Origin of the sequence: Streptomyces sp. NPDC018947 (genome assembly GCF_044390505.1) — a bacterium.
Classification (GTDB): Bacteria; Actinomycetota; Actinomycetes; order Streptomycetales; family Streptomycetaceae; genus Streptomyces.
The window spans coordinates 205,798-218,932 of the sequence record NZ_JBIRZD010000013.1 but is presented as its reverse complement, the minus strand read 5'-3'; the positions used below and the strand labels follow the sequence as shown (position 1 = coordinate 218,932).

9 protein-coding genes and 3 tRNA genes are annotated in these 13,135 nt (G+C 74.7%); 7 read left to right on the top strand and 5 right to left on the bottom strand.

The genetic code is table 11. The annotated features are described in order from the left end of the window. Positions 1-114: 114 nt before the first annotated feature. The 7 genes from ACH499_RS24665 to ACH499_RS24635 all read left to right on the top strand — a co-directional run bounded on the left by ACH499_RS24665 (position 115) and on the right by ACH499_RS24635 (position 4,286). A tRNA-Gly gene (locus ACH499_RS24665) sits at positions 115-186 on the top strand. A gap of 80 nt (positions 187-266) precedes the next feature. Continuing rightward, a tRNA-Gly gene (locus tag ACH499_RS24660) sits at positions 267-339 on the top strand. A 134-nt stretch (positions 340-473) separates the two neighbouring features. Continuing rightward, positions 474-1,442, top strand: coding sequence for an ABC transporter ATP-binding protein (locus ACH499_RS24655; protein WP_399018370.1), 969 nt, complete (start codon positions 474-476; stop codon positions 1,440-1,442). Then, positions 1,439-2,245 (top strand): ABC transporter permease, encoded by an 807-nt coding sequence (locus tag ACH499_RS24650; RefSeq protein WP_399018368.1) that lies wholly within the window; start codon positions 1,439-1,441, stop codon positions 2,243-2,245. The genes ACH499_RS24655 and ACH499_RS24650 overlap by 4 nt, the downstream gene beginning before the upstream one ends. Before the next feature lie 51 nt (positions 2,246-2,296). Continuing rightward, positions 2,297-3,565, top strand: a complete 1,269-nt coding sequence (locus ACH499_RS24645; protein ID WP_399018366.1) for a sensor histidine kinase — start codon at positions 2,297-2,299, stop codon at positions 3,563-3,565. Further along, on the top strand, positions 3,562-4,176 hold the full coding sequence (locus ACH499_RS24640; protein ID WP_356199148.1) for a response regulator transcription factor: 615 nt from the start codon (positions 3,562-3,564) through the stop codon (positions 4,174-4,176). The genes ACH499_RS24645 and ACH499_RS24640 overlap by 4 nt, the downstream gene beginning before the upstream one ends. Before the next feature lie 34 nt (positions 4,177-4,210). Next, positions 4,211-4,286 (top strand) — tRNA-Gly (locus ACH499_RS24635). A gap of 47 nt (positions 4,287-4,333) precedes the next feature. On the opposite strand, the gene ACH499_RS24630 is transcribed toward ACH499_RS24635, so the two are convergent. The 5 genes from ACH499_RS24630 to ACH499_RS24610 all read right to left on the bottom strand — a co-directional run bounded on the left by ACH499_RS24630 (position 4,334) and on the right by ACH499_RS24610 (position 13,110). Continuing rightward, the gene (locus ACH499_RS24630; protein WP_356199147.1) at positions 4,334-5,233 is read right to left on the bottom strand and encodes a phosphoribosylaminoimidazolesuccinocarboxamide synthase; all 900 of its coding nucleotides are present in this window, start codon (positions 5,231-5,233) and stop codon (positions 4,334-4,336) included. A gap of 82 nt (positions 5,234-5,315) precedes the next feature. Beyond that, entirely contained in the window at positions 5,316-6,839 is a 1,524-nt protein-coding gene (locus tag ACH499_RS24625) for a N,N-dimethylformamidase beta subunit family domain-containing protein (RefSeq protein ID WP_399018364.1), read from the bottom strand. Between the two features lie 201 nt (positions 6,840-7,040). After that, on the bottom strand, positions 7,041-9,110 hold the full coding sequence (locus tag ACH499_RS24620) for a hypothetical protein (RefSeq protein ID WP_399018362.1): 2,070 nt from the start codon (positions 9,108-9,110) through the stop codon (positions 7,041-7,043). 306 nt (positions 9,111-9,416) lie between these two features. Further along, positions 9,417-10,682, bottom strand: coding sequence for a phosphoribosylamine--glycine ligase (gene purD, locus ACH499_RS24615; RefSeq protein ID WP_399018360.1), 1,266 nt, complete (start codon positions 10,680-10,682; stop codon positions 9,417-9,419). A 127-nt stretch (positions 10,683-10,809) separates the two neighbouring features. Next, entirely contained in the window at positions 10,810-13,110 is a 2,301-nt protein-coding gene (locus ACH499_RS24610; RefSeq protein ID WP_399018358.1) for a DNA polymerase III subunit gamma and tau, read from the bottom strand. Positions 13,111-13,135: the final 25 nt, after the last annotated feature.

Below are 13,135 nucleotides of genomic sequence, written 5' to 3'. Positions count from 1 at the left end.
GACGGCCGCTCAGCGGCCCCTCGCCGCAACCGACTTGCGCAGCACCCCGGGTGATCAGCTAAAGTCTGGAGCACGCCGAGGGGCGAGGCCGAAAAGGCCCAGCTCACGGAACATGCGGGTGTAGTTCAGTAGTAGAACATCCCCCTTCCAGGGGGAAGGCGCAGTGTGCAATTCCTGTCACCCGCTCTGCACCGCCGTACCGATCACTCGATCGGATCAGGTAGGCTGGTGCTCGCACCGATCGGTGAAGGCCGGTCGGGGGCAATGCGGACGTAGCTCAGTTGGTAGAGCGCAACCTTGCCAAGGTTGAGGTCGCGAGTTCGAGCCTCGTCGTCCGCTCGGGAATGAGACCCCGGTCCTCCACGGACCGGGGTCTTTTCGTGTGCCCGGCCCGGACCGCGTCTGACATTTGTCATGCCGAGCGGTGACGGCCCGCACTGTCGCGCAGCCCGCCCCGCCGGGACGCTTGGCGCATGCAAGCAAACGGACACGAGCACGTGATAGAGGTCACTGGCCTGCGACGTGTGTACGGGGGCGGGTTCGAGGCGGTGCGCGGAATCGACTTCTCCGTGCGCCGGGGGGAGATCTTCGCGCTGCTGGGTACCAACGGCGCCGGCAAGACCTCGACGGTCGAACTCCTCGAGGGCCTCGCCGCACCGGCCGGGGGACGGATCCGCGTCCTCGGGCACGACCCGTACACCGAGCGGGCCGCCGTACGGCCGCGCACCGGCGTGATGCTGCAGGAGGGCGGCTTCTCCTTCGAGCTGACCGTCGCGGAGACCGCCCGGATGTGGGCGGGGTGCGTGAGCGGGGCCCGCCCGCCGGCCGAGGTGCTGGCGGTCGTCGGCCTGGAGTCGAAGGCCGGGGTCCGCGTCAAGCAGCTCTCCGGGGGCCAGCGGCGGCGGCTCGACCTGGCGCTCGCCCTGCTCGGCGACCCCGAGGTGCTGTTCCTGGACGAACCCAGCACCGGGCTGGACGCCGAAGGACGCCACGAGACCTGGGAGTTGGTGAGCGCGCTGCGCGACGGCGGTACGACCGTGCTGCTGACCACGCACTACCTGGAGGAGGCCGAGCACCTGGCCGACCGGCTCGCGATCATGCACGAGGGCCGTATCGCCGCCACCGGGACCCCGGCGGAGGTGACCGCCTCGCAGCCGTCCCGGATCTCCTTCGAACTGCCCGAGGGCTACGTCGTCGGCGACCTGCCGCCGCTGGACGAACTGGGCGTCGGCGCCCACGAGACCGAGGGCCGCACGGTCCGGCTGAGCACCCGGGAACTGCAGCGCGCGGCCACCGGACTGCTGGTGTGGGCCGAGCGCGCCGGGGTCGAACTGCGCCGCCTGGACGTGCGGTCGGCGTCCCTGGAGGAGGCGTTCCTCAGCATCGCGAAGGAAGCCGCCGCACAGCCGGCCCGGGCGACGACGAAGGAGTACGCGGCATGAGCGCCACGACCGCCGAGGACACCGGGACGCGCGCCCCGGCCACCACGCCGCTCAGGCGCATGACCGCCCTCGCCCGCGCCGAACTCACCCTGCTCCGGCGGAACAAGGGCACGCTCGTCGCCGCCCTGTTCGTGCCGCTGGCCCTGCCGTTCAGCACGCGCACGGCGGCCGAGGAGATGGACCTGGCCGGGGCCGGGCTGGACGTCGGCACCCTCGTCCTGCCCGCCGCAATCGGGTTCTCCCTGATCTTCGCCGTCTACTCCGCCCTCGTCGGCGTCTTCGTGGTCCGGCGCGAGGAACTGGTCCTCAAGCGGCTGCGCACCGGCGAGCTGCGCGACGCCGAGATCCTGGGCGGGGCGGCGATGCCGGCCGTGCTCATCGGGCTCGTGCAGTGCCTGCTGCTGACGGCGGGCTGCTTCGTGCTGCTGGACCTGTCCGCGCCGTCCGCCCCGCATCTCGCCGTCGCCGGGCTGCTGCTGGGACTCGTGATGTGCGCGGGGCTCGCCGCCGCCACCGCGAGCTTCACCCGGACCGGCGAGAGCGCGCAGGTCACGCCGATGCCGCTGATGCTCGTCTCGATGATCGGCTCCGGCATGATCGTCCCGTTGGAGCTGATGCCGGACCGGCTGGCGTCCCTGTGCGAGCTGCTCCCGCTGAGCCCGGTCATCACGCTGGTGCGCGGCGGCTGGACCGGCGACCTGTCGGCGTACGAGGCCCTGGGCGCCCTGGCGACGGCGGTGGCCTGGACGGTGCTCGCGGTGTTTGCTGTACGACGGTGGTTCCGCTGGGAACCGCGACACTGACCTACGACGGGACCCGGGCCGGGGAGAACGAGAGCGGGGGTGGGCCGGGACATGCGCAGGCCGAGGCGCTGGTGGGGGCGCAAGAGCACGCCGGCGAAGGTGGAGACGTACACACGCTGGTCGTTCCACTTCTTCGGGCTCTGCGAGGTCCTGTCGCTGGGCGTGTCCACTTTCGAGAAGGTCGGCGGGCGGCTCGCGGCCGGGCTCACCCTGCTGGTCGTCGCGCATGCCTCGGTGTGCATGCTGGTCGCCTCCCGCTCCCTGGACTGGACGCGCGGCCGGCGGGCGCAGCCGGTGCGGCTGGTGTGGACGCTCGGCGTGCTCACGGCGCTGATCGCCGTCGGCGCGATCGCCCTCGCCGAGCGCGGGCCGGGCGGCGCGGGTGTGGACACCGCGGCCGGGGGGATCTTCGGCGGCGTGCTGTGCTTCGGCGCGGGCAACATCACGCTCGGGGTGCGCGACCGGCGCCGGGTGATCGCCGTCGTCGCCGGCTTCGCCTTCGGTGCCGGGATCGTGTCGTTCCCCCTGGGCCTGCCGAGCGCGGCCGTGCTCGGGGTCGCGTGCCTCGTCCTGGTGGGCGGCGGGTTCCTCGCCTTCACCTCGGTCTTCTCCGTCTGGCTGCTGAACGCGGTCTACGAGCTCGACGAGGCCAGGGAGACCCGGGCCCGGCTCGCCGTCGCCGAGGAACGGCTGCGGTTCGGCCGCGACCTGCACGACGTGATCGGCCGGAACCTGGCCGTGGTCGCGCTCAAGAGCGAGCTGGCCGTCCAGTTGTCCCGGCGCGGGCGGCCCGAGGCCGTGGAGCAGATGATCGAGGTGCAGCGCATCGCCCAGGAGTCCCAGCGTGAGGTCCGGGACGTCGTCCGCGGCTACCGGGAGGCCGACCTGGAGGTCGAACTCGCCGGCGCCCGGGGTGTGCTGGGCGCGGCCGGGATCGCGTGCGAGGTGCGTGACGGGACGTCCGGGCTGCCCGCCGAGGTGCGGTCGGCGCTCGGCTGGGTGGTGCGGGAGGCGACCACGAACGTGCTGCGGCACGGGGACGCGGAGAAGTGCTCCGTGGTGGTGCGGGTGTCGAAGGGGCGTGTGATGCTGACGGTGGAGAACGACGGGGCGGCGCGGCCGGCCGGGCAGGGTGCCGGGAGCGCGGGTGCCGCGGGCGCGGGTGCCGCCTCCGACGGGTCCGGGCTCGCGGGGCTGCGGGAACGGCTGTCCGCCGTGGACGGCACGCTGGAGGCCGGGCACGCCGACGGCGGTGTGTTCCGGCTCACGGCCGAGGTGCCACTGCCCGCCGCCCGGGCCGTGCTGGAGGCCGCGTCGTGACGGCGCCCGTGCGGGTGCTGCTCGCCGACGACGAGCATCTGATCCGCGGCGCGCTGGCCGCGCTGCTCTCCCTGGAGGACGACCTCGTCGTGGTCGCCGAGGCCGCCACCGGTCCGGAGGCCCTGGCCATGGCACGGGCCCACGAGCCCGACGTGGCCGTACTGGATCTGCAGATGCCCGGCGCCGACGGTGTGAAGGTCGCCACAGCCCTGCGCGCCGAGCTGCCCGGCTGCCGGGTGCTGATCGTGACCGGTCACGGGCGGCCGGGGCACCTGAAGCGGGCGCTCGCGGCGGGGGTGCGGGGCTTCGTCCCCAAGACGGTCAGTGCCCAGCGGCTCGCCGAGCTGATCCGCACGGTGCACGCCGGACACCGGTACGTGGACCCCGAGTTGGCGGCCGACGCGATCTCCGCCGGGGACTCGCCGCTGACCGCGCGGGAGGCCGAGGTGCTGGAGCACGCCGCCGACGGGGCGCCCGTCTCGGAGATCGCCGAGCGTGCCGCGCTCGCCGAGGGGACCGTGCGGAACTACCTGTCGTCGGCCACGACGAAGCTCGGCGCGGAGAACCGGCACGCGGCGGTGCGGCTCGCCCGGGAGCGAGGTTGGGTATAGTTGCTTTCGCACCACGGAGAAATCCGCGGAGCAGGCGAACGTAGCTCAGTTGGTAGAGCGCAACCTTGCCAAGGTTGAGGTCGCGAGTTCGAACCTCGTCGTTCGCTCCACACGAAGAAGCCCCCGGCTCACGCCGGGGGCTTCTTCGTGTCCGCTCCTAGGACCAGCTCATGCCGGTGAGGCGCTCGTAGGCCTCCACGTACTTGGCGCGGGTCGCCTCCACGACCTGCTGCGGCAGCGCCGGCGGGGGCTGCTCGCCCGTGCGGTCCCAGCCGGACTCCGCCGAGGTCAGCCAGTCCCGCACGTACTGCTTGTCGTACGACGGCTGCGCGCGGCCCGGCTGCCACTGGTCGGCGGGCCAGAAGCGGGAGGAGTCGGGGGTGAGGACCTCGTCGGCGAGGACCAGGTCGTCGCCCTCGTAGCCGAACTCGAACTTGGTGTCGGCCAGGATGATGCCCCGCTCGCGGGCGATGTCCCGGGCGCGGGAGTAGACGGCGAGGGTCGCCTGGCGCAGCAGGGCCGCGGTGTCCGCGCCGACCTGCCGGGCGGCCTCCTCGTAGGAGACGTTCTCGTCGTGCTCGCCGACCTCGGCCTTGGTGGCGGGGGTGAAGATCGGGGCGGGCAGCTCCGAGCCGTCCACCAGGCCCTCGGGGAGGGCGAGGCCGCAGACGGTACGGGTCTGCCGGTACTCGGCCAGCCCGGAGCCGGTGAGGTAGCCGCGGGCCACGCACTCCACGGGGACCATCCTCAGCGACTTGCAGACCAGGGTGCGGCCCCTCCAGTCGGCGGGGGCGCCCTCGGGCAATTCGGTGCTCAGGACGTGGTTGGGGACCAGGTCGGCGAGCTGGTCGAACCACCACAGGGAGAGCTGGGTGAGCACCCGCCCCTTGTCGGGGATCTCGGTCGGCAGCACCCAGTCGTAGGCGGACATGCGGTCGCTGGCGACCATCACGAGGTCGCCCGCCTCGTTCCGGTACAGGTCGCGCACCTTGCCGGTGTGCAGATGCACCAGGCCCGGAACCTCGATCGGTTCGGGCTTTTCGACGAATCCGGACACGGTTCCTCCCCGTGGTTCTGTCCAAGTACGACGATTCTCCCGTATGCGGGGATCGGCGTCCGGCCGGGGTGGCCGCGGGCGGTCAGTCGCGTTTGCAGATGCGGTCGAGGAGGTTGGCGGTGGCGCGCTGGACGCGCGGGTCGACGTGGCCGGGGCGGTCCAGGGCCGGGGACCAGGCGAAGGTGCCGGACGCGAAGACCCAGGCGCCGGACGCGGCCCGGTACAGCGACGTCTCCTGGTGGCGCCGGGCGCCGGCGGCGTCGGTGTACGGGGAGTGGGCGAGCAGGACGCGCTCGTCGTACGCGGGCAGCGCGGTGCGCGGGAAGTAGCGGTCGGCCTCGCCCGCGACCAGGTCCTCGATCTCGTCGCCCTCGTGGGCGCCCGTGGACTCCCAGAGCCAGTGGCCGGCGTTGCGGACGATCAGCGGGTGCGGTTCGGGGACGCGGCCCGCGTACTGGATGCCGAGGAGCTGCTGCTCGGGGCGGTCGACCTCCCGCCACAGCACGGGCCGGCCGGGGCCCTGGCGCTTGCGGCAGGTCAGCAGGCGGTCGGGGACGCCGGAGGCGGACGGGGACAGCTCCACCTGCCAGTACATGGTGTTGGCGGAGAGGAAGACCAGGGAGGTGCCGTGGTCGCGGGCCTTCTCCGTGGCCCGGCGCATGGCCGCGGACCAGTACTCGTCGTGGCCCGGGAAGATCAGTCCGCGGTAGCGGGACGGTTCGACGCGGCCGGAGTGCAGGTCGCGGGCGTCGGCGTAGGCGAGGTCGTAGCCGTAGCGCTCGGCGAAGCGGATGACGTCGTAGGCGTGGCCGACGTGCAGGGGCAGGCCCGCGCCCGCGTACGGGCGGTCGAAGGAGACGGTGGTCGCGGCCTCCGCCTCGCCCAGCAGCCGGCCGTCCTCGTCCCAGGCGTGGTAGAGGCTGGCACCGGTGCGGCCGTCCTCCGGGTAGAGGTTGTACGCCTGCCAGGTGATGTCCGGCAGGAGCAGGAGGAGGTCGGCCGGGCGGTCGTCGCGGACGGTGAAGGGGACGTGGGAGCGGTAGCCGTCGGCCGTGGTGAGGACGGCGACGTAGGCGCCGACGCTCCAGTCCGACGGGATCTGCAGCCGCCAGGACAGCCACCAGTGGTGGCAGGAGACCGTGCGGTCGGCGGTGAGCGGCGCGGGCTGGACGATCCCGGACAGGCGGGGGCTGGTCGTGATCTTGGACGCGCCGTCGCCGCCGTAGTGGCCGATGCGGTAGACGTCGACGCTGAACTCCTGCGGCGGGTCGACGGTGACGTGGAAGTCGATGGCCTCGCCGGGGGCGGCCGCTCCGGTACTGGTGAAGCCCTTGATCTGGCGGTGGACGTCGTCGGCGGCGCGGGGGCCGACCGTGGTCGGGCGGCGCTCCGGGGTCCGCCGGCCGGTGGCCCGCCGGGAGCCGGTACCGGCCTCGTCCGGGGCCTGGCCGGGATTCTGCTCCACGTACCAGGGGACCACCTGGCCGGTGTCGCTGAAGTACGTCTCTCCGCCGCGCAGCCAGGGGACGGGTCCCTGCCCGAAGGGATCCGTCACGGCGTGCGCGAGTGCTCCCGACTCCCATCGGCGGATGTGCTCGGACCCCATGGGACCGCCCCCTCCCTCGTGCCCCCGTGGTCGTGCGTATGACTGACGCCCATGCCATGTGCGCGATCGGTCCCAGCACATCACATTTTGCGCGGGTGCTGTCACTGTTCGTCGCGAAGTGACCGAAAGGGGAGTTTGGGATTCCGGCGTCCGGGACCGCTGGTGCGCGAGCCGCCTTCGCGGGGCGTGACCCCGGGCGGGTCAGACCAGGCGTACCGGCTTCTCCGGGCGTATGCCGAGCGCCTTCAGCCAGGCGCGCAGAGGGGCCGGGTCGCCCGCTTCGACGAGGCTGAGGACGCGGGGGGCCAGGTCGGTCGCGCGGGCGCCGCCGACGAGGAGGGACGGGCCGTCGAGCCAGTCCAGGCCGGGGGTGGCTCCCGCGGTGTCCATCGCCGCGCAGCACACCATCGCCGTGATGTGGTCGGTGAGGATCTCCCGGCCGCTGCGCGGGGGCTGGAGCGGGAGGAGCGGCAGCGCGCGGTCGTCCCAGAGGGGGGTGTCCGGGCCGGTCCGTCCCGTGGTCGCCCCGGAGGCGGACGTCGGGGCTCCGGTGGTGTCCGCCTCCTCACGGGCCAACTGCGCGCTGAGCCCGGCGGCCAGGGCGGCGCCCCGGGGGGTGGTGTCGGCCAGGTCGTCCTCGTCGTCGGCGGGGGCGGCGCCCGTGGCGGCGGTGGCCGCCGGGCTGGGGGCGGGCTCGTCGTCGGGGGGCGCGGCTTCGGTTCCGGGTACGGGGTCGCTTCCGACGCGGGGCGCTGCCCCGTCCCGAGATGCCCGCGGGGTGCCGGAGGGTGCGGTGGGGACCGTTCCTGGAGCGTCCTCGGTGCGGGCGTGGGGCCGTGTCCCCGTCGGCGCGGTGCCGGGCTTCCCGTCGGGCGCGGGTGCCGTCCCGCCGTCGGTGGGTCGGGGGCCGGTCCCCGTCCGTTCGGCCCGCGCCTCGGTTTCGCCTCCGTCCTGCTCGGCGGGCGGGCGCTCCGGGGTGACCGGGGCCGTGCGGGACGTGAGGTGGTCCAGGACCCGGGCCAGGGTGGGGCCCTCGGTGTCCGGGGTGGGGGTGCCGGGGCGGACGCCCAGGGTGTCGAGGACGCGGTGGAGGCGGGCCGCGTCCGTGCGCCAGGTGCGGTCGACGACCTCCTCCGGATACTCCTCCCACCCCACCGGCGCCCAGTCCGGACCCCTCTCGGCCGGTCCCCCGTGGAAGAGGCGCGCGGCGAGCAGGGAGACCGCCTCGTCGATCACGCCGGGCTCCTCCAGCAGGTCGCAGGCCGGACGCTCGCCCAGACGCGAGGCGAAGCCCTCGGCCAGGCGGTCCCGGCGGGACAGCTCCGTGAGCGCCGCGACGACGCCGACGTCCAGCCGGGCCGGCCAGCGGCCCATCCGCCAGGCGGGCAGCGCCACCCGGGTCAGCAGCCGGTCCCAGCCCGCGTACGCCAGCCCGACCTGCTCCTGGGCGACGATCCGCAGCCCGTAGTCCACAGCCTGTGCGCGCTCGGCGGCCGCCGCCGCGACCCCGCGTTCCATCTCGGCGGCGTGGACGCGGCAACTGCGCAGCAGCAGCCGGGAGACCTGGCCGAGGCCCGCGCACGCGGCACGGGAGAGCGGGCCGCGGTTCCCCGTCGAGGCGACCGCCACCGCGGCGTCCAGCCCCCGTATGAAGCGCCGGGCGGCGGCTATGTCGGGGTGCGCCGACGGTCCCGTACCGGCGACGACCGGGGCGAGGACGGCGCGCAGCTCGCCCACGCGCATCCACCACAGGAAGGGCGAGCCGATGACCAGGACGGGCGCTGCGGGGCCGTGGTGGTGGACGGGCCCGCCCGGGTCCGCCGGGCCGCCGGGCCGCCGCGCGGGCGGCGGTCCGTGGGCCGGGTGGGTGCGGTCCTCCAGCCAACTGTCGCAGTCCGGGGTGAGCGCTATCGCGGACGGCGCGGGCACCTCCAGCCGGTCGGCGAGGTCGCGCACCATCCGGTACAGGTCGGGCGCCGACTCCTCGGGGACCGGCACCGTCGGGGTCGCGGCGGGCCGGGCGCGGGCCACGACCAGGGCGACGCCGGCGGCGGCCGACAGGACGAGGACGGCGAGCGCGGAGACGGTCCAGCGGGCGGCGTCCCAGCCCGCGCCGGCGAGGTGGCCGGTGGAACCGCCCACGAGCAGGATCACGGCGGCGGCCGCGGGCAGCAGGGCGACGGCCAGCGCCCTGCTGCGGACGCGCAGCACGGCCAGCGCCCGGGAACGCGCGGCCCGCGCGCCCAGCTCCACACCACCGATACCGGTCACGGCCGGACCTCACCCCCTCCTTGCTGCCCTGGGCTGTCCCACTGCTCCTGCTGCTCTCCCGAAGTCGGTCATGCCCCCACTGTGGCACCGGCCACTGACATCGCAATGCCGGTGGGCCAAGTGCCGGAACGCTTGCGCGGCACCCTAGTTGGGGGCTCGGCGCCCGTCAGCCGTATGGCGGATCGGTCACTCGATGGAATGGCTTTGGGGAAAGGTGGATGACGGACAGCAAAGGTCAGGCCCCGGTTCCTGGGAGGGAGCCGGGGCCTGTCGTTCGGGGTGGGAAGAGGTGCTCCCGGGGGCCGGTCAGGCCCCCGTCGCGGCTTCCCGGGCCGCCTTCGCCGCGATGTCCGTACGGTGCTGGGAGCCGTCGAGGCCGATGCGGGCCACGGCCCGGTAGGCGCGGTCGCGGGCCTCCGTGAGGTCCGCGCCGGTGGCCGTGACGGACAGGACGCGGCCGCCCGCGCTGACGACGGCGTCGCCCTCGCGCCGGGTGCCGGCGTGCAGGACGTAGGCGTGCGGGGCGTCCTGGGCGGCCACCTCGTCGAGGCCGGTGATCGGGTCGCCGGTGCGCGGGGTGCCGGGGTAGTTGTGCGAGGCGACGACCACGGTGACGGCCGCGTCCTCGCTCCAGCGCAGGGGTTCGAGGTCGGCGAGGTTGCCGGTGGCGGCGGCCATCAGCAGACCGGCGAGCGGGGTCTTCAGGCGGGCCAGCACGACCTGGGTCTCGGGGTCGCCGAAGCGGGCGTTGAACTCGATCACGCGCACCCCGCGCGAGGTGATCGCGAGGCCGGCGTAGAGGAGGCCGGAGAACGGGGTGCCGCGGCGGCGCATCTCGTCGACCGTCGGCTGGAGCACGCTCTCCACGACCTCGTCGACCAGCTTGGGGTCGGCCCACGGCAGCGGCGAGTACGCGCCCATGCCGCCGGTGTTCGGGCCCTGGTCGCCGTCCAGGGCCCGCTTGAAGTCCTGGGCGGGCTGGAGGGGGCGTACGTTCTCGCCGTCGGTGACGGCGAAGAGGGAGACCTCGGGGCCGTCGAGGTACTCCTCGATGACGACCCGCTCGCAGGCGTTCGCGTGGGCCCGGGCGGCCTCGACGTCCTCGGTGACGACGACGCCCTTGCCGGCGGCGAGACCGTCGTCCTTGACGACGTAGGGGGCGCCGAAGGCGTCGAGGGCCGCGTCGACCTCGGCCGGGGTCGTGCAGACGTACGAGCGGGCCGTGGGAACCCCGGCGCGCGCCATCACGTCCTTGGCGAAGGCCTTGGAGCCTTCGAGCCGCGCGGCGCTGCCGGAGGGGCCGAAGACCGGGATGCCCGCCTCGCGCACGGCGTCGGCGACCCCGGCGACGAGGGGCGCCTCCGGGCCGACGACGACCAGGTCGGCACCCAGCTCCGTGGCCAGGGCGGTCACGGCCGCGCCGTCGAGGGCGTCGACCTGGTGCAGTTCGGCGACCTCGGCGATGCCGGCGTTGCCGGGTGCGCAGTGCAGCGCGGTCACGTCGGGGTCGAGGGACAGGGAACGGCACAGGGCGTGTTCGCGGGCGCCGCCGCCGATGACAAGGACCTTCACGGGGTCAGCCTAATGGGAACGGGCCGGGCCGGTTTGTGCGGGCGCCCGAAGGGGCGGGCGGGAGGGGCTCGTACGTTCCTCCAGCCAGGGGCCCGGGGACCCGGCGGGCGGCGTCCGTTCGCGGGGTCTACTCGTGGGCGATCTCCTCGACCACGGTCGCCCCCAGCTCGCGTACGAGCAGGTCCTTGCCGGAGAGGGCCGACTCGTCGAGGTCGGGGTCGTCGTCCTCGGGGACGTCGTCCTCCGGGGAGACCGGGGGCGGCGGCTCGGGTGCCGCGGGCCGGGGCGCGGCGGCGGCCGGGGCGGGGGAGGACGGCGTCGGAGAGCCCGTGCCCTGGGAGGGCGGGGCCGCGGGTGCGGGGGCCGCCGGACGCTGGGCGGGAGCGCCGCCACCGGATCCGCCGAAGCCGCCCGCGCCGCCGGCTCCGCCGTGGCCACCGCCGCCGTAACCGCCGGACGGGCCCGAGGAGGGCGGGGGTGCCGAGCCGCCGGAGGGGTCGACGACCGCCTCGATCTTCCACTGCACGTTGAACTGCTCGGCCAGGGCCTGCCGCAGGACGTCCTCGCTGCCGCTGCTCTGGAAGTTGTCGCGGGCTCCGGCGTTGACGAAGCCGATCTGCAGGGTGGTGCCGTCGAAGCCGGTCACCTGGGCGTTCTGGCTGAGCAGGATCCAGGTGAAGCGGCGGCGGTTCTTGACCGCTTCCAGGATGTTGGGCCACAGCGAGCGCGGGTCGGGTCCGCCGGCCGGGGGCGGGGTCGGACCGGCCGGGCGCGCGGCGGGGGCCTGCGTCGCAGCCGGGGCGGGCGCCGCCGGGGACTGGGCCGCGGGGGCCGGTGCCTGGGGCTGTCCGCCGCCCGCCGGGGCAGCCGTGGGCCAGCCGCCGGGCCGGCGTCCGCCGCCCGCCGGTGCGGCGGTGGGCCAGGCGCCGGGCGCGGGGGCCGAGGCGGCGGCCGGCGCGGGAGCGGAGGGTGCGGGAGCGGCAGGCGCCTGGGGCTGCCCGGCGCCCTCACCGGGACCGGGACCGGGGGCTGTGGGAGCGGGGCTTGGCGCGGGTGCGGGCGGCGCGGGAGCGGGGCCCGGCGCGGGAGCGGCCGGCGCGCCCTGCGCGGCGGGGCCGCCCGGGGCCGCGGCACCCTGCCCCCGTACCGCCGCCCGGGCCGCGGCCGGACCGCCGCCCGGTGGCACCGGTGCGACGGCCGCGGGGCCCGCGTGGGCCTCCGGGCCGGGGACGTACCCCATGGCGGGCGCGCCGGCGCCCGCGGAGAACTGCACGCCCCGCTCGATCCGGTCGAGGCGTGCCATCACCGACCGCTCGTCGCCGTACGCGGCGGGCAGCATCACGCGCGCGCAGATCAGCTCGAGCTGGAGGCGGGGCGCATGGGCGCCGCGCATCTCGGTGAGGCCCTCGTTGACGATGTCGGCGGCGCGGCTCAGCTCGGCGGCGCCGAAGGACCGCGCCTGGGCCTGCATCCGCTCGACGACGTCGGCGGGGGCGTCGATGAGGCCCTTCTCCGCCGCGTCGGGCACGGCGGCGAGGATCACCAGGTCGCGGAGGCGCTCCAGCAGGTCGGTGACGAAGCGGCGGGGGTCGTTCCCGCCCTCGATCACCCGGTCCACGACCTCGAAGGCGGCCGAGCCGTCCCCCGAGGCGAACGCCTCGACGACGGAGTCGAGCAGCGAGCCGTCGGTGTAGCCGAGGAGAGCCGTCGCCATGGCGTACGTCACACCGTCGGCACCGGCGCCGGCGAGGAGCTGGTCCATGACGGACATGGAGTCACGCACGGAACCGGCACCCGCCCGCACGACCAGCGGCAGCACGCCGTCCTCGACGGGGATGTCCTCCTTGCCGCACACCTCGGCGAGGTACTCCCGCAGGGTGCCCGGCGGGACGAGCCGGAACGGGTAGTGGTGCGTGCGGGAGCGGATGGTCCCGATGACCTTCTCGGGCTCGGTGGTCGCGAAGATGAACTTCAGATGCTCCGGCGGCTCCTCGACCACCTTGAGCAGGGCGTTGAAGCCCGCCGACGTGACCATGTGGGCCTCGTCGATGATGTAGATCTTGTACCGGCTGTGAGCGGGCCCGAAGAACGCCTTCTCTCGCAGGTCACGGGCGTCGTCCACACCGCCGTGCGAAGCGGCGTCGATCTCGATGACGTCGATGGAGCCCGGCCCGTTCCTCGCCAGGTCCCGGCACGACTGGCACTCGCCGCACGGCGTCGGGGTGGGGCCCTGCTCGCAGTTCAGGCACCGCGCGAGGATGCGCGCGCTGGTCGTCTTGCCGCACCCGCGGGGACCGCTGAACAGGTAGGCGTGATTGACCCGGTTGTTCCGCAGCGCCTGCTGCAGCGGGTCGGTGACATGCCCCTGCCCGATGACCTCGGCGAAGGACTCCGGGCGGTAACGGCGGTAGAGCGCGAGAGACGACACGCATACGAGGTTATAGGCGGCCACC